Below are 20,421 nucleotides of genomic sequence, written 5' to 3'. Positions count from 1 at the left end.
AATCAAACCTCCTCTTTTGTAACGTTTAAAACAATCTTACCGCTTTTCCCACTGGCCATCAATTCAAAAGCCTCTTCAAAATTTTCAAAGTCAAATTCATGGGTAACGATCTTACTTAAATCCAATTTATGGTACTTCAGCCAGTTTAAAGCAGTATACCACGTTTCAAACATCTTTCTTCCCGTAATCGTATGAATAGTAAGATTTTTAAAAACTGCGGTATTCATTTCGAACTTTACCTTGCTTTCAGGATAAACCCCTAAGATGGATGCCACTCCTGTGCTTTTTAACGATTTTATACCATCATTCAGAGCGTTTTCATTTCCCGACATCTCAAGAAAAACATCTGCTCCCAATCCAGAGGTTATTTTTAATACTTCTTCAACTACCGACCTCTCCTTTGGATTTATTACTAAATCGGCCCCTAAAGATTTTGCCATATTGATCCGGTAATCAGAAGGTTCACTCACCACAATATAAGCCGCTCCGGATAATTTAGCTATTTCTATCGCCATAGCGCCAATAGGTCCCGCTCCGGCAATTAAAACTACTTTACCTCTAAGATCGGCTGCATTTGTTGTAAAAATAGCATTTCCCAAAGGTTCCATTACAGACGCATATTTTAAAGGTATGCTTTCGTCAATTTTTATTAAAACTGTATCTGGTAGAACGGCGTATTCAGAAAAAACGCCATCTCTATCTACTCCTAAGATCTTTAAATTCTGGCATACATGCATGTTACCTGTTCTACACTGATGACAATAACCACAAGGAATATGACTGTCTGAAACGACTAAATCTCCAGATTTAACGTTTTTAACTTCATTTCCAACATCGATTACCCTTCCAACAAATTCATGGCCATCGATTTGGGGGAAATGCTTAATTCGGTCCTTTGCCCAATCATTCCATTCGTAAATATGCACATCGGTCCCGCATATTGATACTTTCAAGATCTTAATCTTTACATCGTGTGGGGACTGTAAAGTAGGTTCCTCTACTTCCACTAAGGATAACCCTTTTCCAGGTTTGGATTTTACTATAGCCTTCATTTTTTTCACTCTCCTTAAAAAATAACTACTATATATAGTTTAACTCAATATGAAATTTTTTTCAATCTTCAGGAGAGTAGTTTATAGGCAAAAATAGACAATAATGGGTGATTATCGTCAATTAGCACAATATTAGCAAGTAATTTTATAATTCATAAACCACAGTTCCGTTTATCAATGTCTTTTCAACAACGCTTCTGGGGTCAAAAGGATGACCACTCCACAACACCAAATCCGCATCCTTGTTTTCATCAATCGTTCCTAAACGTTCTTCTATCTTTAGAATTTTAGCTGGATTTATTGTTAACATTTTTAGCAAGTCTTCTTCTTTGGCGCCATATCTTAAAGCAGTAGCTGCTTGTATTGAAGCGTGTTCTAAATGAGTTACTGGATGATCTGACATCAACGCAGCTAAGATTCCCTTCTCATTAATTATTTTTATCGACTCAAAACGCATATCCCTTGTTTCCAGTTTTGTTCTAAAACCTAGTAGAGGTCCCAAAATCAATGGAATATTTTTTTCTTTAATAAAATCAGGGATTTTATAAGCCTCTGTTGCGTGTTCAATAACCAGGTCAAACCCAAATTCTTCAGATAACCTTATCGCAGTTAAAATATCGTCTTTCCTGTGGGCATGAATCCTTGCTGGAATTTGCTTATTTAGAACTTTCTCGCCAATTTCAAATTTGATGTCTGTCTCAGTAAAAGCTTTCCCTTCTTTTTCTGCAGATTTCTTCTTTTCAATATAATTTCTAACTTTAGTAAAATAATCTCTTATTACTGCAGCATTTCCTAGCCTAGTAGATGGAGTTTTGTTGTAAGAACCATATACTCTTTTAGGATTTTCACCCAAAGCCATTTTAAGGCCAGCAGGTTCTCTTAAAATAGCTTCATCGGTTATTTGAGAATTTAACTTCAATATAGCCCCCTGACCTCCAATGGGGTTTGCACTACCTGGCACTATCATCACCGTTGTAACCCCCCCAGATAGAGCTCTTTTTATAGCAGCGTCTTCGGGATAAAAGGCATCAATCGCCCTAACTTGTGGTGTAACAGGGTCCGTCGCTTCATTTCCGTCTTGGTAAGAGGCTCCAACACCTTCTTCAAACAAACCAATATGGGAATGTGCATCGATAAATCCTGGTAGGATATACTTATTTGTTGCATCTATTACCTCTTCTGCTTTAACCTGCAGATCTTCGCCTATTTGCTTGATTATGCCATCTTCTATCAAAATATCTCCGACAAAAGGTTCCCTGGAAATAGGATAAATGTATCCATTTTTCAATAAAAGTGTTTTCATAAAAGTATTCCCCCTTTTAGTATTGTTGACTACTGTCTTAAGAATCTTTATTTATAGCGCCCCTTTGCCCCGCTCCCCACCCTTCTAAGGAAGGGACCTGCGGTCCCTTAAACTGGCAGGGGGAGGGCTCCGCCCTGTGACCCTTTTTAAAACCATTTTTTTGGATTAATTGTTTGCTTAGTTTTCTTGTAAGTCGTGTTTAGTCTTTGTTAGCGCCCCTTGCCCCGCTCCCCACCCTATAATCCACCAAAAGTTTCTAAAAAAACAATAATAATAAATAAATTTCTGAGATAACTATATTTCCTAATACAAGTAAAAATCCGTATTTAGCAAAATCTTTGAACAAGATAGTTTTATTCTTAAACTGGGTTAACATAGCGAGTCCAATTATATTAGCGGATGCACCGATGGAAGTTGCATTTCCACCTAAACATGCACCCATCGCAAGAGAATACCATACTGGACTCAAATCACTAAAAATAACAGGCTGAACAACTTGTAAATGTTGAACAACTGGAATCATAGTCGCTGTAAAAGGGATATTATCAATAAATCCGGAAATTACGCTAGCAACAGGTAAAATAAACATAGAGAAAGATTTTACCGAATCTCCAGCAACTTTTACCATGACATTGGATAAATTAGCTATCAATCCTGTTTCTTCCATCGCTCCTGTGATAAGAAATAAACCAAAAAAGAACAAAAGGCTTTCCCATTCAACTTCGTTTAAAGTATCCCTCACCTGATTTGGTGCTAGTATTAGTAAAGAGAAAAACCCTGCTATTATGGCAATAGTAGAACTTTCTACACCTAAAAAGTGTTGAGTAGAAAAAGCGATTATTACACTTACAAAAAGAATTATAGAAAGGAAAAAACTTTTTTTATCTTCGATCAAGTGGGAAGTATCAAAACTTTTTATACTCTCTTTATCGAATTTGATTTGAAGATCTTTTTTAAAAATGAATATAAAAAGCATATCCATGAACAACAGATTTACTAATACTATTGGATACATAACTAAAGCAAATTCTGAAAAAGAAAATCCTGCAGCTGAAGCTATCATAATATTGGGTGGATCACCAATGATGGTTGCCATACCTCCAATGTTCGATGCAAAAATTTCCCCTAAAACATAAGGGAAATAATTGATTTTTAAAGAATCCGTTATAGCAAAGGTAATAGGTATAAAAACAAGTATCGTAGTAACATTATCAATGAAACCTGAAATTAATGCAACCAAAAAAGTTAAGGAAATAAACAACATGTATCCGTTATGCCCAAATATTTTCAAAGTCTTAATACCTACATATGAAAAAAGGCCAGTTCTACGAATAACGCTTACAAATAACATCATCCCGAGCAGTAAAAGAAGGGTGTTGAAATCGATATAATTTCTTATGGCTTCAATTTCGTCCGGAAAAACTCCGAATATAATAAGCACCGAAGCTCCTAACATGGCAACAATGGTTCTGTTAATTTTGTGGGTGATGATAAAAAACAGTACTACAGCGAATACTATAAGGGTTACTAGTTCACTTGGTGACATAAATAGAAGGTTCCTCCTGATGTTATTATTTTTACTGTCATTAGAAAAAAATGAAATTTACATATATTCCAGAAATTACTATATTCCCTAATAATATTATCAAACCGTATTTAGAAAACTCCCAAAAAGAAATTGTTTTCCCTTTAAATTGGGTTAAAAGACCTAACGCTATAACGTTCGCTGAAGCGGCTATTGGAGTTAAGTTCCCTCCCAAGCAAGCCCCCAATGATAACGAATACCAAATGGGGTCAAGATTACTAAATATGGAAGATTCAGAAATAGATAATTTTTCAATGACAGGTATCATTGCAGCCACTAAAGGAACATTATTTAAGAAACCAGTAAAGAAAGAAGAAATTGTTAGAATAGAAAGACTAAATATAAGTAAAGAGTTGCCAGCAAAATCGACCAGTATATTAGAAAAAGCGCTAATGATACCCGTTTCTTCAAGTGCACCGGCAATTAAAAATAAAGCAAAGAAAAACAAAATATTTTCCCATTCAACTTTAGATAATGTATCTTTCAAATCCTTTGGTCTAAGAATAAATAACGAGAAAAAGCCAGCAGCTAAGGCAACGGTTGAACTTTCTAAATTTAGCTCATGTTGTAAAGCAAAAGCTACGATAACCGCTCCAAACAAAAGTATAGACAAAATGAATTCCTTTTTGTTTTCTACAATATGAGATACATCAAAGTTTTTAATCGCTTCTTTGTCTATTTTAACGGATAAATCTTCCTTGAAGAAATATATCAATAAGAGAATGGCGAATACTAAATTGATCAATGTAACCGGATACATAATAAGAGCGAACTCTGAGAAAGAATAACCTGCCGCAGAAGCAATCATAATATTAGGAGGATCACCAATTATTGTTGCCATACCTCCAATATTTGATGCGAAAATTTCTCCTAAAACAAAAGGTAGATAATTAATGTTTAAAGAATCCGTAATGGCGAAAGTCATTGGTATAAAAACTAAAATAGTCGTAACGTTGTCAATAAATCCAGAAAATAAAGCAACCAAAAAAATTAGAGAAATGAATAAAGTGTAGGTATTATTCCCAAACAATTTTAACATAGAAATGCCTAAAAAGGTAAATATACCTGTCTTTCTTAAAGTCTCCACAAACACCATCATTCCAAGCAGTAACAAGAGGGTGTTATAATCCACGTAATCTTTTATTGCACCAATTTGATTAGGGAATACACCTACTCCTAATAGAAAAATAGCCCCCAACATTGCAATAAGCGTTCTATCTATTTTCTGAAAAACCATTCCTACAACAACTATTATGAAGACTATTAAGGATGTTAAAGCATATATTGACATATAATTCCTCCGAAACGGAACCATTCTTTTTTACAAATGTTTTTAAAGGATTCAATATCCCAAACTAATTATAGTTTAAAAAAAAGACAAAGTCAAATAAATCAATATTTCCTTTTAATTCTTATTGCATCGGTTAATCATATTGATTAAAATTAAGCATCCTAATATTGTATAATTAAATTAAAGATACAGACATTTAAAGTGCGGAGCCGGGTCTAAGGGACCGAAGGTCCCTTTCCTTAGAAGGGTGGGGAGCGGGGCGAAGGGGCGCTAACACAAAGGTTGGTGAATATATGCTCTTTATTAGATTTATCATCTTAGTTGTTATCTACTATTTACTAATATATGCAATAGGTCGATTTTTTCTAAAAAGAAAAGGTATTTATTTAGGAAATTTTATTTTAGGAATCTTCAGTATTGCTATTTCAATCTTTCTTATCTATCTTTCACCAATAAACTTCCAACAGGCTGGATTTCAAATAGGAAATTTTAAAAAAGGACTGTTTATGCTTCTAATTTCTTTAATTTTAATAGTAGGATCTTTATTTAGTATGAGAAAAATGAGTCTTTCTGATCTCATGAAGATTCCCTACGGAAGTTTTCAAAATAACAAAATTATGTTATTACATGTTTGGTTGGTTGTAGGCCCTGCCGAAGAATTATTTTATAGAGGATTTATCCAAGGTAATTTAAGATTTTTTTTACCCGGTTCAATTTTTTCTATTGAATATGCAACGATCATAGCAACAGTACTTTTTGTTTTTGCCCATTTAAACAATCTCTTCTTTGGCAGAGAAAGTATAAAACAATTTATAGGTCTTTTACCAGGAAGGATCATAATGGGATCGATTTTGGGATACACCTTTCAAATTTCAAATAGCTTGATTTATCCCATAATAATACATACCCTCTCAGACGGACTAACTCTAACTTATTTAATTATTTTAAAGAAGCGATCCCTAAATAATTATCACTTATAGATAACAAGTGATTAAAATTTTTATTATATTTAAATTTAGTATTAATATAAAGCTTTTATTGTCAATTAAAAACAATCATAACCTTTTTTAAAGCCTCTCTTGACACAAAAGATTTTTTTGATATATAATTTTAGTGAAAATAATAAACAGTGAAAAGGGAGGCGGTGATAAATGTTAGAAAGAAGAAGAGACGACAGGGATGACAGAGAAGACTTGTTATCTCCATTTGATTTCTTCAATAGAGAGTTTGAAGATTTCTTTAGATCTTTGCCTTTTGGAACGACCTCTCGTGGTGAGATGGATGTATATGAAACTGACGATGATTACGTCGTAGAATGTGAATTACCTGGTTTAAACAAAAAAGATATAAAAGTTCAATTAAACAACGATCTATTAACCATATCCGCAGAAAAGAAAGAATCCGAAGAAGTAAGAAGAGGAAATGTGTATAGGAGAGAAAGATACTTTGGTAGAATTGAACGAACTATAAGACTACCAGAGTACATTGACAAAGACAAAATTAAAGCTGAATATGAAAATGGAGTTTTGAAACTAACTATACCAAAAGTTGAGACAGCTAAAGGTGAAGGAAAAGAGATCAAAATTGAATAAAACTGACAATAATTAAGAAGGCAGGCGCAAGCCTGCTTTTTTTAATTATTTCAATAATCTTAAATGCAACTTATTGTAAATAAATTTTCTTAATAATTCTTAATTATGGTATAATAAAAAATATAAGCAACAACATCCAACTGAAAGAGGAGGAGATACCCATGGAGCATATAGTAAAGTTTAACATTGGAGAAGAAGAGATTGAAATAACTGATTTAACCCCTTTTCCAATCTTGCTTTGTGAGTTCTTGTACGAAGGAGATTTTGAGTTAATGAAGGCTGACTTAAAAAACAACTCAAAATTTATTGAAGAAGCAAAGAAAATCGAAAAACTTGTTGAACACTTACCCGGTTTAACCTCCAACTTTGTGATTTATCCTTTCGTCCTTTCCGAATTTTTGGCTTATTTTTCCGAGTTCCAAATCAATTACTCCGACCTAGTACATATATCTTTGAATGGACTATTCGATACCGTCTTATTGGAAGCAGATAAAAAGAACTTTGAGTTCGTGAAAGACGTCGTAGATTTTATACTCAAAATTGATCCAAGTTTCGCTCCAGCCTACGAATTAATGGGCTCAGTTTTAGTAGAAAAAGGCGAAATGGAAGAGGGGGAAGAGTATCTAGAAAAAGCTGTTAAATTAGACCCTTGGAATATAGCTGCTTTATCAGAATTAGGTGAACTATACTTTAATTTAGGCGAATACGAAAAAGCAGCTGAAATTTGGAAAAAAGAAATAGAACTTTCACCCAACAATTATGTAACTTACTTCATGATTGCCGATGCTTACATGCAAAAAGGGGATTATGAAAAAGCCGCCCACATTCTAGAAAAATTCCTAAATAGATTCCCCAACAGCGTTTTGGGTAAGTATGAGTTATCCACTATTTATGAGAAATTATCAAGAACTACAGAAGCCAATGAACTCAAAGAGGAAATTCTCAATACAACACCTGAATATTCAACCGACATAGAAGTTTGGGCTAAAGTAATGTTTGAAAACGGTAAATATAAAGAAGTTCAAAACTTCTTAGAAAAATATATAGACCAAGATAAAGAAAATGAACACTTTAAATTGTTATTGGTTATCCCCTACTTAAAGGTTAAGAAATTCGAAGAAGCCAAAAGTATATACCAAGAAATAAAAGATAAGTACATGTGGTACATCTATGGACTTGAAGAAATTCTGAACAAAAATTTAACCAAAGAGGAAATGGAAGTAATAGAAAAGGTGTAAAAAAAACTGAGAAAGAATAAAAAGGTCCTAATTATCATCTTATCTTATATAGTTGTAAATATGTTTGTCATACTCACGTCTTTAAACTGGCAAAATTTGTTTTTTGCTAATAGCCTTTTATACATAGGGTTATATGATTATTTCACCTTTATCATTCCTGATCTAGGAATAGTAGTTATTTTGACAATTGCTTTACTAAACTTTGATTACTTTAATCTTATTTTTACTATCATTACCTTTTTAATCACCTTTTATTATTGGCGAAATGGGAAAATGGGTTTTGGAGACGTGAAGTTTCTATCAGCCCTTTCTCTTCTTATTGGTATTTATATATTACCCGTAATAATTATCAGCATAATCCTAATTATTTTGTCGAACACAAAAAAGAAAGTCACCAAGATTCCATTAGGATTTTATGTAATGTTGAGCACATTTATTTTATATATTTTTAGGGGTGCTTGTTATATTCTATGATATTTTTACAGCTTTTATAGAAATTCCAGGTATTTTTATCTCACTCTGCATAATATTTTTAATAATCTTTCTAATAAGAAGGAAAAAATTATCTATTCCTCTTTTAACAGTTTGCATTGTAATCTATGTATTTTCTTCTGGATGGTTTGCAAAAATAATGGTTTTACCATTGGAAAATAGATATCCTTCTGTGGATGTTTCTCAGTTGGATGATACTCAAGAAAAAGGGGTAATAGTTGTACTTGGAGGGGGAATAATTCCCGAAACTCCAAGGGAAGGATCCGGAGAGTTATCTGATAGCGCTATGAAAAGGGTATATGAAGGTTTCTTACTTTACAAAAAATTACAGTTTCCTATTGTTGTAACTGGCGGGAAACTCCTAGGCACAGAGATACCAGAAGCTCAAATAATGGAAGAAGAATTGCTAAAAATGGGAGTCAAACCAACAGATATTTTAGTAGAACCACTTGCTAAAAACACAAAACAAAATGCGGAATTTACTCTTAAACTATTGGAAGACAATCAAGTACAAAGAATATATTTAGTGACCAGCGCAACTCATTTAACAAGAGCTATGAATTATTTCGAAAGTTACACAAACATAGATATTGTCCCCGTTCCCACGGATTATAAAATTTCGCGAGAAGAACTGAAATGGTATGATTTCTTGCCGGATATGGGATCCTTAGAAGCAGCTTCGTCTGCATGGCATGAATATTTGGGATTAGTCAAATTTAAAATTAGTGGGTAAAAGTTAGACCAAGCCGGCCAAAGAAGGGGGCGGGCTGCGTTTTCAAAAAGATTTCAATTTTAAAAGGGTTCAGGGCGAAGCCCTTTTGCAGTCTTGTGCAAAACGTTTTTATAATGCTTTAGAAACAATTTCCATATTCTCATTTGCGAAGCAAATGATGTTACGCGAATTTGGGGTTTTTAAGGGGCTTGCCCCTTAACGCTCGGGTCTAAGGGACCGCAGGTCCCTTTCTTAGAAGGACAGAGAGCAAGGTACAGGGCCTTTATTAAATATTAGAAACAAGATTTTGATTTTTAAAGGGTTATAGGGCGGAGCCCTTTTGCTGTTCTGTGCAAAAAACTTTTATTAAACAAAATTAGGTTTTGGGGTTTTTAAGGAGCTTGCCCTTTTGCAGTCTTGCGCAAAAAGCTTTTTTAAAATAAACTTTGATTTTGAACTTGGGGTTTTTAAGGGACTTGCCCCTTAACGTCTGGGAGAGGGGCGAAGGGGTGCTCACAAAGACTAAACACGACTTAGAAGAAAACTAAGCAAACAATTAATCAAAAAAATGGTTTTAAAAAGGGTCACAGGGCGAAGCCCTCCCCCTGCCAGTTTAAGGGACCGCAGGTCCCTTCCTAAAAATGGGCGGGCTGCGGGGCGAAGGGGCGCTATATAACAAACTTTCAAAGGAGGCTAAAAAATGTTGGAAAACAACAAAACACCTTACGATTTTACCAATTATATAGTAAACATATTGAAATTATCTCCTTCAAACACAGCAATATTATGTGTTGATTGTCAAAACGGATTTACCGAAAGATGTCCTAATGAACTTCCAGTAGCTGGAACAAATGAAGAGTGGATAGATCAGGTAAACGAATTTTTGACTTTAATCAAAGAGAAGGATTTTAAGATTTTTGCCAGTATGGATGATCACCCTGAAAATCACATCTCTTTTGAAAAATGGCCTCCTCACTGCATAAAAGGTACTTATGGGAACCAACTATTTATAAATACTTACGATTTCGTTATAAAAAAAGGTATAGAAATAGATGGGGATAGCTATTCAGCATTTTACAAAGATATTGAAAGAAGAATTGAATCAGAATTAGACGAACTTCTGAGAAAGCATAAGATAGAAAATTTATTAGTTTTAGGCTTAGCAGGAGACGTATGCGTCATAGCAACGATAGAAGATGCGTTAAAACGAGGATATAAGGTATTCCCAATAAGCCAATATATAAAAGCTGTCAACAAAAAGCATATTAAAGAAATCGTAGAAGAAAAATTTGGTAGAATAATAATTTAGATTTAAAAAAATACGGGGAACAACCCCGTATTTTTTGGTCGGAGCGACTGGATTTGAACCAGCGACCTTCAACACCCCATGCTGACGCGCTACCAACTGCGCTACGCTCCGGTTTACTTCAGAAAAATTATATCATATTTTCGAAAGATCGTCAAATTTTTAGGAAACATTCCTCTTTTTCAATTGATAAGGTATCAATAGATAAAATATTCCAAGTATGCTAGTTATTATTCCAAACACAAAGAACAAACTTTTCAATGAAAAAAATGTTGCCATTATCCCTGCAAAAGCATAAGAAAAAGGTCTCAGTGAATTATCTATCGTTGATCGCAACGCAAAAACTCTTCCCCTTGTGTTTTCAGGGGTAATTCTTTGAATCAAAAGATTTTCATTAATATTTCCTATCTCAGTCATAACACCTAACATCAACAAAGCAATCAATACGTAAATATAGTTGTTAACTATACCAAGAGAAGCCAAAAATACTCCTGCCAAAACTGAGGATAGCATCAGTGCCAGGTACTTCATTTTTATCTCTTTAATTGATGATAGAACAAGTGCGGAAATAAAAGATCCTGCTCCCAACATTGTTTGCATAATTCCATACTCACCAGGACCTACTTTCAGTATTTCACTAGCCAATACAGGTAGGAAAACGAATATCGTGGTTCCAAAAAAATCATCTAATGTCTCTAAGGTTATTAACCCTTTAAGTTGAACATTGGACCATATCACTTTGAAACCTTCTTTTATATCTGAAAAAATCATCCCATTTTTTTCAGCTTCCTCTTCTTTTCTGCCTTTTTCTTCCGCTTTTATGAACATTTCAGAGACTGCCGAGAAAATAAAAGTCATCCCATCGATTAAAATTGCCCATTTTATTCCCACTAAAGACACAATCACACCACCAATAGCCATCCCAATAAGTTGAGAAAGTCTATCTGTCATTGAAATCATGGCATTAGCTTGAGAAAGCTCATTATCGTTTATCATAATCGGGATTAACGACAACAACGCAGGACCAAATAAAGTACCACAGATCTGTAATCCAAAAATGGTTATTATCAATACCCAAATTTGATAGAAATATGTCCCAAAGAAAATACCCAGTAAAATAAGGATTCCGCCACTGATTAAATCTGTTATCACAAGAATATTTTTCTTTTTCCATCTATCTGCCCAAACACCTGCAAAAGGAGAAAAAATAATATTCGTAACAGCTATAGTACTTAAAACAGTACTAACTGCACCCACCCCGCCTATCTCAGCTGCGGCTGACCAAAGAATAGCTATAATAAAAATAGCAGATCCGACACTGGATACTAGCCTACCGAAGAACAGAAGTAGAAAATCACGGTTTTTTATTAAAAGTTGTAACCCGCCAGTTGATTTTGACATTTTATCTCCCCCTTTAAGATTTTGAATGTAATAATAAAAATTCTACAAATATTATAACAAATCACTTTAAAAAAGTCAAGTACTTTATTAAAATTTTTAAAGTATCTGAGTAATTTGCTTAAAAAAATAACTCCCGCATTCTACTTTGGGAGTTATCTATTTAGAGAAGATATTATTCAATAAAAAGAAAATCGATTTTGTAAAAACTAAAAAATATTATAAAATTAGACATAGAAAGAAATATGAATTGTTTTCTATTTTTCAAAAAAGGTGAATACACGATGGGTTCTTTGTTATGGGTACTTGAATCAACGGAAAAATACAGATTCCCTTACAGGGTAACTATCAGAAAAGGAGAAAGCATAATATTATCACTATTCGTCCAGGACAAATGGCCAGGTGCTGGTAAGCATATCTTTTGCGTGAGGGATACAGAAAATCCATCGAGCAATTACCAAGAGATTGAAAGAGTTCCGATTATATCGTTAAATCGTTACGGAAAAAGGTTGTCCGTAGTTCTTGACAGAGCGCAAAACAAAAGATGCGACTTTCTCTTTTTGAAAAAGAAGTATAAAAGTAAAGAAGGAGAATACGAACAGATATTTTGGAGAACAGAACAAGGGCTAAAAGAACATCGCCCTAAAGTTAAATTAACCGCAAAAGGCGATCATCATCTTCATATATTGATCGACATAAATGAAAGATATCCATGGAAGTTCCCCAATTGTAACGTTGAAAGAGCCCAGCTCAAAGCCGGCGATTATGCCTTATTAAGTGAAAGCGGAATAATAGCGGTTGCTGAAAGAAAAACCTTTACCAATTTTATTGGAGACATTGGGAATTTGCCTCTTTTACACATGAAGCTTGGTGAATTGGCTAAGTACAAGCATTCTGCTTTCGTTGTTGAAGCAAATTACTCCGATTTTTTGAATCCAAGTAAACTCAAGGTGTACAAACCATCCTATTTGTCTAAAGTTTTAGCAGAGATTTTTGCTTATCATCCAGGGTTTCAAATAATATTTGCTGGAAATAGGAAATTGGCAAATGAATGGACTTTACGGTTCTTTCAAGCTGTCATGTCACATGAAAAAGATAACATCCCAACAATAGTTTCAGAAGTGGCAGCTAAATATGAAACTAAAAAAGATTTTACCGGGGGTATATACTACGATATAAGAAGAGAACTACTTGAAAATGGTGAGGATACTTTCACTATAGATGAACTTAGAAAAAAATTCCCATTGACTTCTGACACTAAGATCAGAAAGGTATTGAGTGATCTCAGAGAAGAAGGTTATATAGAAAATTTTGGTAAAGGCAAAAAAAGTGTGTGGAAAAAAACATAGATCAGGATGTTATTGCAAAGAGGCTAAACAGAGGTCTAAAAACAGGCGATTTTGTATTCAAATATTATTAAAATACGAGGAGGAAACTATGAAGATAGCATTAGGTATAAAAGGGAGCAGTGTAAACAACACACATTTTGGAATGTCTGAGAAATATAGGATATATGAATTAGAAAATGGTATGCTCAATTTCATTGAGGAAAGAATAAACGATAACTTTACTCAGCACAAACACTCAGAAGTTGAAGATATAATGGAAATCCTTTCTGATTGCAATGTTTGGGTAGCAAAATCTAAGGGGAAAAAGTCTAAAGAAGTAATCATGAAATCGGGATATACTCCCCTTATAATTAACTCTGACTCAATACAAGAAGCCGAAAAAAAGATTGTGAAAGCATTAGACCACCAAAGTTTCTTAGGGCTATAATCAAAATAAATCAAAGAGAAAAGAGATGGGATAATAATATATGAACAAAGGAAGCGATCCCTATCCACCTATTAACACGTATGAAGTTGTGAAATCAATGTCAGATCTAACGTTTATAACAAACGCACCCAATCAAACCCTCAAAGATAGATTTGAACAGTTAATAAAGGATTGTCAATCCTTCGATTGTTTAGTTGCATACTTTTATATAAGTGGATTTCATCTTATATATAAATGGCTAGAAAAAACTGAAAAAATCAAAATACTAATTGGAATTGGAACTAGTAAAGAAACTTACGATTTAATAAATACACCAGGAAATCAAATTCTGTCACATTCAGAAACGAAACAAGAGGTTGAAAAGATGGTAGAAAGTGAGATGAGTGATTCAGAAGATAACCAAAATGTTGAAGAAGGGGTTCAAAAGTTTGTTGAATGGATAAAAGATGGAAAATTAGAAATAAAGGCTTACCCCTCACAAAATATTCATGCAAAATTATACATTATGACTTTCAAAGAGGGAGACAGAGATGTAGGAAGGGTTATCACTGGCTCAAGCAATTTTACACAATCTGGATTACTAGACAACCTCGAATTCAACGTCGAGTTAAAGAACCGTTCAGATTACGAGTTTGCAAAACGGCAATTTGAAAAGCTATGGAAAGATGCTGTAGATGTCAGTGAAAAATATATACAAACAATAAGCGAAAGAACCTGGCTCAATCAAACAATTACCCCATACCAACTTTATCTCAAATTCCTGTATGAGTATTTTAAAGAAGAACTAAGTAAAAACGATGAAATCTTCACTCAATATTTTCCTGAGAATTTCAAAAGTTTTGAATACCAAAAGCAAGCTGTTATAAATGCGAAAAGGATACTAGAAGAATACGGTGGAGTTTTTATTTCTGACGTAGTAGGACTCGGGAAAACCTACATGAGTGCGATGTTAGCAGGGCAGCTTGATGGTAGAACCCTTGTTATAGCTCCACCAGCTCTGCTTAATAAAAACAACCCCGGTTCGTGGCAAAATGCTTTCGCAGATTTTCATCTTCCAGCCAATTTTGTATCAATCGGCAAAATTGACGAGGCAAAAAGGTTAACAGAACAAAGAGAATATAAAAATATAATTATTGACGAGGCACATCGTTTCAGAAATGAGACGAATATCAACTACGAAAAAATTGCTGAAATCGCACGTGGAAAAAGAGTTATCTTAGTATCCGCCACCCCATATAACAATTCACCTAAGGATCTTCTCTCGCTCATTAAACTCTTCCAGAATACCAAAAAAAGCAATATTCCAGGCGTTACTAATCTAGAAGAGTTCTTTGGAAGGCTCGAGAGTAAGTTAAAAAAAGTTGACCGTCAAAAAGATTACAACAAATTCTTAGAAATTACAAAAAGTAATTCAAAAGAAATCCGCGAAAAAGTATTAAAGTATCTAATGGTTAGAAGGACAAGAAAGGAAATCGAAAAATACTTTGCAGAAGATTTAAAGAAAAACAAAATAAAATTCCCACAAGTAGAAGATCCCAAACCATTTTATTATCAATTAAACGACCATGAAGACAGCATCTTCATGGAAAGTATAAGGTTGATAACACAAGAGTTCAAATATGCTCGTTATACACCCTTACTCTATTTAAAAAAAGGTATAAATTCCCAACAAGAACAATCCCAAAAAAATATGGTCGGCTTTATGAAAGTTCTACTAGTAAAACGCCTTGAAAGTAGCTTCTATTCATTTAAAAAAAGCATAGAGCGATTCATCAACTACTACGAAATGTTTATTAAAGAGTATAGAGAGGGAAGAGTATACATAAGCAAAAAGTATATAAACAAAATCTTCGAACTATCCGAAGCTGAAGATGATGAAACGATTCAGAAACTTATAGAAGAAGGGAAAGCCGAAAAGTACGAAAGTAAAGATTTTAACCCAGAATTCGAAAAAGATCTAAAGAAAGACCTTGAAATTCTAAAAGAAATAAGAACAATGTGGCAGTCTATAAAAAGGGACCCGAAACTCGAAACCCTAATTGAAAATTTGAAAAACCACAATATCTTGAAAAATAAGAAAATAATTCTCTTTACAGAGTCAAAAGAGACTGCAGAGTATTTAAGTGAAAATATAAATAATTCTTTAGGTAACATTGCCCTTGTTTTTCATGGAAATTCGCCAGAAACAATTAAAGACATAGTAATAGAAAATTTCGATGCAAGGGCAAAAAACCAAAAAGATGATTATAAAATACTCATTTCCACCGAAGTACTTTCTGAAGGCGTTAACCTACACAGGTCAAACATTGTAATCAACTATGACATACCTTGGAACCCCACAAGGTTGATGCAAAGGGTAGGGAGAATAAACCGTATAGATACCCCGTTTAGCAAAATTTATACATTTAACTTTTTCCCAACCAAACAAGCCGATTCCCAAATAGAGTTAACAACCATAGCTCGTTCAAAAATAGAAGCATTTTTAACGTTACTTGGTGGAGACACCTCGATTCTCACCGAAGGAGAACCTGTCTCTTCTCACGAATTATTTAACAAATTACTCTCAAAGGATACTATTGAACCAGAAGAAGAGAAAGAAGAAAGCGAACTCAAGTATTTAAAATTAATTGAAAATATCCAAAAAAATAATCCCGAACTTTTTGAAAAAGTAAAGCACCTACCAAAGAAAGCTCGTTCTGCAAAGGTACTTTCTGAACCGCTCAAAGACATAGCTCTTCCTCATTCCCTGATAACGTTTTTCAGAAAAGGCAAATTGATGAAATTCTATCTATCAAGTAAAAGCAAACCAGCAAAAGAGACAGATTTTTTAACCGCCGCAAAAATTTTTGAGAGTACACCTGATGAAAAAAGAACAAATATTCTAACTCAACATTACTATGAACTATTAGATAAAAATAAAAGCACATTCTATGACGCAACCATCGAAGAAATCATCGTTGACACCCGCCAGAGAGGTTCTAAAAATGAAATCGAACTTCTCAAAATCTTAAAAGTGACCCAAAAAAACGCAAAACAACTCACAGAAGAACAGGAAGAATATCTTGATCAAATTATAACTAAAATTGAAGAAGGCGGTATACCCAAACAAACAGTGAAGAAAACCCTCACTGCATTAAACAAGATTTCCAAAGAGATACAAAATCCCTTAAAAGTTATTGGTGTTTTACAAAGTGAAATCTCACCAACCTTCCTTAAAAGCCACTATGCACAAACTGCTGCTGTAACAGAAGGTAAAAGAGAAGTAATATTATCACTGTATTTAGGAGAGGAAAATGATGAATAGAGAACAAGCCAGAAATCTTGTAGTTAAAATTTTCGAAAATCCTTTCAATAAAGATAACTTTTTACTTTTCCTTAAAAATCTCTTGAAATCCTTTGAAGAGAAGCCCTTTGTCTACAGAGGTAGCTATATTTCCCATGCATTTGAACCTTACATAAGTTCATTAGAAAGAATCGGCAAGTATTCATATAATGGCAAAGAAATCGATTTACTCATCGTGCAGTTAAAAAAAGAAACCTCACTTGAGCGAGCTAGAGCGATGCAAAGAAACTTCATAGCTTGGTACTTAAAAGGTTCAAGAGGTGGGAAATTAAAAGATGCTGCTCTTGTTGCCTTTGTCTCACCAGAGAATCAAGATTGGAGATTTTCGCTAGTTAAGATGGATTATCACTTTGACCAAACAATTCCTGGGAAGGTCAAAGCCAAAGAAGAATTCACACCTGCAAAAAGATGGTCTTTCCTCGTTGGTAAAAATGAAAATAGCCATACTGCTCAAAGCAGGTTTATCCCAATACTAATGAACGATGAATACAAACCAACCCTTGAAGATTTAGAAGAAGCATTCAACGTCGAAATAGTAACAGATGAATTTTTCCAAAAATACAGAGATCTTTTTATTAAAACTAAACTAGAACTTGATAATATTGTCAAGCAGAATCCAGAAGTAAAACAAGAATTTCAAGCAAAAAATATAAGCACCGTTGACTTTACCAAAAAACTCTTATCTCAAATTACTTTCCTTTACTTCCTGCAAAAGAAAGGCTGGTTCGGGGTTAAAAAAGGTCAACCCTGGGGGACAGGCCAAAAGGATTTTATGCGAAGATTGTTCAACAAAGAATTTGGAGATTATCAGAATTTTTATAACGACATCCTCGAACCTCTCTTTTTCGAAGCATTACGAACCGATAGAAGTGATGCCGACCATTACTTTAGCAGATTTGACTGCAAATTACCATTTTTAAATGGTGGATTGTTTGATCCCATAAATAATTATAATTGGGTAGAAATTGACATAATGATCCCTGATGATCTTTTTTCAAATAGCGATAAAACGAAAGAAGCAGACCAAGGAGACGGTATACTTGATATCTTCGATAGATTCAACTTCACTGTAAACGAAGAAGAACCACTCGAAAAAGAAGTTGCTTTAGACCCTGAACTTCTAGGTAAAATCTACGAAAAACTAAATGCCATAAGAGAAGATAACTTCGAAGAATATGAAAAAGTTTTGAAATCAGGTAAAAAAAGTTTAGAAACAAAATTCAACAAAGAATACGGCGTCTATTACACACCAAGAGAAATAGTTCACTACATGTGTCAGGAAAGTTTGATAAGTTATCTCGAAACAGAAATGCATGGCAAAGTTTTAAGAAAAGCCTTAGAGAAGTTTGTAGAAAAAGCTGATTCAGTTACTGAAATAGAAGCCATTGCTCTTGAAAAAGAAGAAAGAATCCAAGCTGGTGATCAGAAAACAACACGTTATGAAACTCAAATTCCTGAAATCATAAGACGAAACGCAAAAGAATTAGATCAACTGCTCGCAAACATAAAAGTACTGGATCCAGCAGTTGGCTCAGGCGCTTTTCCAATCGGGATGATGCATGAGATAGTAAAAATGAGAAAACTGCTTTCAATTTATCTTGACAAAGAGGAAAAGACTTATAATTTTAAGCGATCTTGCATTGAAAACTCACTCTATGGAGTCGACATAGATAACGGGGCAGTTGAAATATGCAAATTAAGATTTTGGTTATCAATGATCGTGGATGAAGAAGATTTTCACAACATAAAACCACTACCCAATCTTGATTATAAAGTAGTTAAAGGAGATTCATTACTTAAAATAGAGAAAAAGCTTTTAAATTTTCAGCTTTTCGATGACTTAGAAAAAACAAAACCCTTGCTTTTTAGCGAGACTAGTCCTTCCAAAAAGCAAGATTACAAAAAGCAGATTGACGAACTCTTCAGCAAAATCACCAATGGCAATACTGAATTTGATATTGAAGTTTATTTCTCAGAAGTGTTTCATCAAAACGGCGGTTTTGATGTTGTAATTGCTAATCCTCCGTATATTCAACTCCAAAAAAATGGAGGTAAACTTGCAAAGCTTTATGAAAAACTAAATTATGAAACCTTTGCCCGAACGGGAGATATTTACACTCTTTTCTACGAAAGAGGTATACAACTGCTAAAAGATAACGGCTTACTTTGCTTTATTACCTCTAACAAATGGATGCGTGCAGGATATGGAGAAAAACTAAGAAACTTTTTTGCTAAGTACAACCCACAAATACTAATTGACTTAGGTCCAGGCATCTTCGAAACAGCCACAGTGGACACTAATATACTATTAATTCAAAAAAAGCCTAACGAGAAAAAACTGAGAGCTGTAACCTTACAAAGGGAAAACAACGAACCTATAGACATAAAGGCACAACTAAAAGAACGCGGTGTTATACTTACTGGCCTCACAAAAGATGCATGGTTTATTGGCTCAGCTACAGAACAGAAACTCAAAGAAAAGATAGAACAAATAGGCAAACCGTTAAAAGAGTGGGATGTAAAAATTTATTATGGAATAAAAACTGGACTCAACGAAGCATTTATTATTGACAGCCAAAAGCGGGAAGAAATTTTGAACAATTGCAAGGACGAGGATGAACGGCGTCGCACCGAAGCCATTATAAAACCAATACTTCGAGGCAGAGACATCAAACGTTACTATTACGAATGGGCTGGATTGTGGGTGATAATAATTCCCGCTGGTTGGACAAATGAAAACAGAAAAAATAAAAAAGCTGATGAATTTATTTACGAGAAATTCCCAGCATTGATGGACCACTTAAAGCGGTACGAAGAAAAAGCTAAAAAACGAGACGATCAAGGAGATTACTGGTGGGAACTTCGTCCATGTACCTACTACCAAGAGTTTGAGAAGGAGAAAGTAGTGTATGGCCAATTTCAAGATTCTGCTGAATATTCGTATTGTGAAGCTGGAATATATTTATCAAGTAATGAATATATGATCGGTGGTAAGTATCAAAGAAAATATTTTCTTGGATTGTTAAACTCAAAAATAATTGAACGTTACCTGAATGCAATTACAGGAAATTTAGGTAATAATGTGAAAATTGGACAAAAATCAAATTTTGAAAAAATCCCCCTTCCCCCCATCACTCCATCCAATCAATCCGTTGTGCAGCAGATTGAAGAGTTGGTAGATAAAATCATTTCCACCAAAAAGGAGAATCCTCTTACGGATACCAGCCAATGGGAACAAGAGATAGACAGACTGGTATATTCGTTATATGGTTTAACAGAGGAAGAAATAAAGATTGTGGAAAAACATATATATTCAAAAAACAACAAATGATA

The 20,421-nt window shown here is 34.1% G+C and carries 15 protein-coding genes and 1 tRNA gene; 10 read left to right on the top strand and 6 right to left on the bottom strand.

Translation table 11 applies throughout. The features are described from left to right. Positions 1-2: 2 nt before the first annotated feature. From tdh to BZ25_RS00115, 4 genes are all read right to left on the bottom strand, one after another. Positions 3-1,052 (bottom strand): L-threonine 3-dehydrogenase, encoded by a 1,050-nt coding sequence (gene tdh, locus BZ25_RS00130; RefSeq protein WP_121515304.1) that lies wholly within the window; start codon positions 1,050-1,052, stop codon positions 3-5. Positions 1,053-1,197: 145 nt separating this feature from the next. Further along, positions 1,198-2,355 (bottom strand): amidohydrolase, encoded by a 1,158-nt coding sequence (locus tag BZ25_RS00125; protein ID WP_121567159.1) that lies wholly within the window; start codon positions 2,353-2,355, stop codon positions 1,198-1,200. A 256-nt stretch (positions 2,356-2,611) separates the two neighbouring features. Beyond that, positions 2,612-3,901 (bottom strand): SLC13 family permease, encoded by a 1,290-nt coding sequence (locus BZ25_RS00120; RefSeq protein ID WP_121515302.1) that lies wholly within the window; start codon positions 3,899-3,901, stop codon positions 2,612-2,614. 40 nt (positions 3,902-3,941) lie between these two features. Further along, complete coding sequence (locus BZ25_RS00115; RefSeq protein WP_121515301.1) at positions 3,942-5,231, bottom strand: SLC13 family permease; 1,290 nt, start codon at positions 5,229-5,231, stop codon at positions 3,942-3,944. Between the two features lie 293 nt (positions 5,232-5,524). On the opposite strand from BZ25_RS00115, the gene BZ25_RS00110 reads away from it, so the two are divergent. The 6 genes from BZ25_RS00110 to BZ25_RS00085 all read left to right on the top strand — a co-directional run bounded on the left by BZ25_RS00110 (position 5,525) and on the right by BZ25_RS00085 (position 10,574). Next, entirely contained in the window at positions 5,525-6,211 is a 687-nt protein-coding gene (locus tag BZ25_RS00110) for a CPBP family intramembrane glutamic endopeptidase (RefSeq protein ID WP_121567158.1), read from the top strand. Between the two features lie 171 nt (positions 6,212-6,382). Continuing rightward, positions 6,383-6,823 carry an Hsp20/alpha crystallin family protein gene (locus BZ25_RS00105; protein WP_103065871.1) on the top strand — a complete coding sequence of 147 codons (441 nt, stop codon included), beginning with the start codon at positions 6,383-6,385 and terminating at the stop codon, positions 6,821-6,823. 161 nt (positions 6,824-6,984) lie between these two features. Then, positions 6,985-8,061 carry a tetratricopeptide repeat protein gene (locus tag BZ25_RS00100; RefSeq protein ID WP_012209341.1) on the top strand — a complete coding sequence of 359 codons (1,077 nt, stop codon included), beginning with the start codon at positions 6,985-6,987 and terminating at the stop codon, positions 8,059-8,061. A 60-nt stretch (positions 8,062-8,121) separates the two neighbouring features. Beyond that, positions 8,122-8,535: a prepilin peptidase gene (locus BZ25_RS10600; protein WP_121567157.1), complete on the top strand. Its 414-nt coding sequence runs from the start codon at positions 8,122-8,124 to the stop codon at positions 8,533-8,535. Then, positions 8,516-9,286: a YdcF family protein gene (locus BZ25_RS00090; RefSeq protein ID WP_121567156.1), complete on the top strand. Its 771-nt coding sequence runs from the start codon at positions 8,516-8,518 to the stop codon at positions 9,284-9,286. Before BZ25_RS10600 ends, BZ25_RS00090 begins: the two co-directional genes overlap by 20 nt. Positions 9,287-9,965: 679 nt before the next feature. Continuing rightward, a complete protein-coding gene (locus BZ25_RS00085) occupies positions 9,966-10,574 on the top strand; it encodes an isochorismatase family protein (protein WP_121515298.1) in 609 nt (202 codons plus the stop codon). 35 nt (positions 10,575-10,609) lie between these two features. On the opposite strand, the gene BZ25_RS00080 is transcribed toward BZ25_RS00085, so the two are convergent. Both BZ25_RS00080 and BZ25_RS00075 read right to left on the bottom strand, forming a co-directional pair. Next, positions 10,610-10,685: transfer RNA gene (locus tag BZ25_RS00080), tRNA-Pro, on the bottom strand. Positions 10,686-10,733: 48 nt separating this feature from the next. After that, complete coding sequence (locus BZ25_RS00075) at positions 10,734-11,972, bottom strand: MFS transporter (protein ID WP_121515297.1); 1,239 nt, start codon at positions 11,970-11,972, stop codon at positions 10,734-10,736. Between the two features lie 281 nt (positions 11,973-12,253). Between BZ25_RS00075 and BZ25_RS00070 the strand changes: the two genes are divergently transcribed. The 4 genes from BZ25_RS00070 to BZ25_RS00055 all read left to right on the top strand — a co-directional run bounded on the left by BZ25_RS00070 (position 12,254) and on the right by BZ25_RS00055 (position 20,419). Further along, positions 12,254-13,318 (top strand): ERCC4 domain-containing protein, encoded by a 1,065-nt coding sequence (locus tag BZ25_RS00070; RefSeq protein ID WP_121515296.1) that lies wholly within the window; start codon positions 12,254-12,256, stop codon positions 13,316-13,318. A gap of 88 nt (positions 13,319-13,406) precedes the next feature. Continuing rightward, positions 13,407-13,745 carry a NifB/NifX family molybdenum-iron cluster-binding protein gene (locus BZ25_RS00065; RefSeq protein ID WP_121567155.1) on the top strand — a complete coding sequence of 113 codons (339 nt, stop codon included), beginning with the start codon at positions 13,407-13,409 and terminating at the stop codon, positions 13,743-13,745. A 40-nt stretch (positions 13,746-13,785) separates the two neighbouring features. Continuing rightward, positions 13,786-17,049 (top strand): helicase-related protein, encoded by a 3,264-nt coding sequence (locus BZ25_RS00060; protein WP_121567154.1) that lies wholly within the window; start codon positions 13,786-13,788, stop codon positions 17,047-17,049. Beyond that, positions 17,039-20,419 carry a TaqI-like C-terminal specificity domain-containing protein gene (locus BZ25_RS00055; protein WP_199676814.1) on the top strand — a complete coding sequence of 1,127 codons (3,381 nt, stop codon included), beginning with the start codon at positions 17,039-17,041 and terminating at the stop codon, positions 20,417-20,419. Before BZ25_RS00060 ends, BZ25_RS00055 begins: the two co-directional genes overlap by 11 nt. Positions 20,420-20,421: the final 2 nt, after the last annotated feature.

The organism is Petrotoga sp. Shatin.DS.tank11.9.2.9.3 (assembly GCF_003665005.1).
GTDB lineage: Bacteria > Thermotogota > Thermotogae > Petrotogales > Petrotogaceae > Petrotoga > Petrotoga mobilis.
This window is presented reverse-complemented; position numbering and strand designations above follow the sequence as displayed.

Coding starts and splice junctions, on each gene's coding strand:
- tdh (WP_121515304.1), bottom strand. CDS start 1,052: ATGAAGGCTATAGTAAAATCCAAACCTGGAAAAGGGTTATCCTTAGTG.
- BZ25_RS00125 (WP_121567159.1), bottom strand. CDS start 2,355: ATGAAAACACTTTTATTGAAAAATGGATACATTTATCCTATTTCCAGG.
- BZ25_RS00120 (WP_121515302.1), bottom strand. CDS start 3,901: ATGTCACCAAGTGAACTAGTAACCCTTATAGTATTCGCTGTAGTACTG.
- BZ25_RS00115 (WP_121515301.1), bottom strand. CDS start 5,231: ATGTCAATATATGCTTTAACATCCTTAATAGTCTTCATAATAGTTGTT.
- BZ25_RS00110 (WP_121567158.1), top strand. CDS start 5,525: ATGCTCTTTATTAGATTTATCATCTTAGTTGTTATCTACTATTTACTA.
- BZ25_RS00105 (WP_103065871.1), top strand. CDS start 6,383: ATGTTAGAAAGAAGAAGAGACGACAGGGATGACAGAGAAGACTTGTTA.
- BZ25_RS00100 (WP_012209341.1), top strand. CDS start 6,985: ATGGAGCATATAGTAAAGTTTAACATTGGAGAAGAAGAGATTGAAATA.
- BZ25_RS10600 (WP_121567157.1), top strand. CDS start 8,122: ATGTTTGTCATACTCACGTCTTTAAACTGGCAAAATTTGTTTTTTGCT.
- BZ25_RS00085 (WP_121515298.1), top strand. CDS start 9,966: ATGTTGGAAAACAACAAAACACCTTACGATTTTACCAATTATATAGTA.
- BZ25_RS00075 (WP_121515297.1), bottom strand. CDS start 11,972: ATGTCAAAATCAACTGGCGGGTTACAACTTTTAATAAAAAACCGTGAT.
- BZ25_RS00070 (WP_121515296.1), top strand. CDS start 12,254: ATGGGTTCTTTGTTATGGGTACTTGAATCAACGGAAAAATACAGATTC.
- BZ25_RS00065 (WP_121567155.1), top strand. CDS start 13,407: ATGAAGATAGCATTAGGTATAAAAGGGAGCAGTGTAAACAACACACAT.
- BZ25_RS00060 (WP_121567154.1), top strand. CDS start 13,786: ATGAACAAAGGAAGCGATCCCTATCCACCTATTAACACGTATGAAGTT.
- BZ25_RS00055 (WP_199676814.1), top strand. CDS start 17,039: ATGATGAATAGAGAACAAGCCAGAAATCTTGTAGTTAAAATTTTCGAA.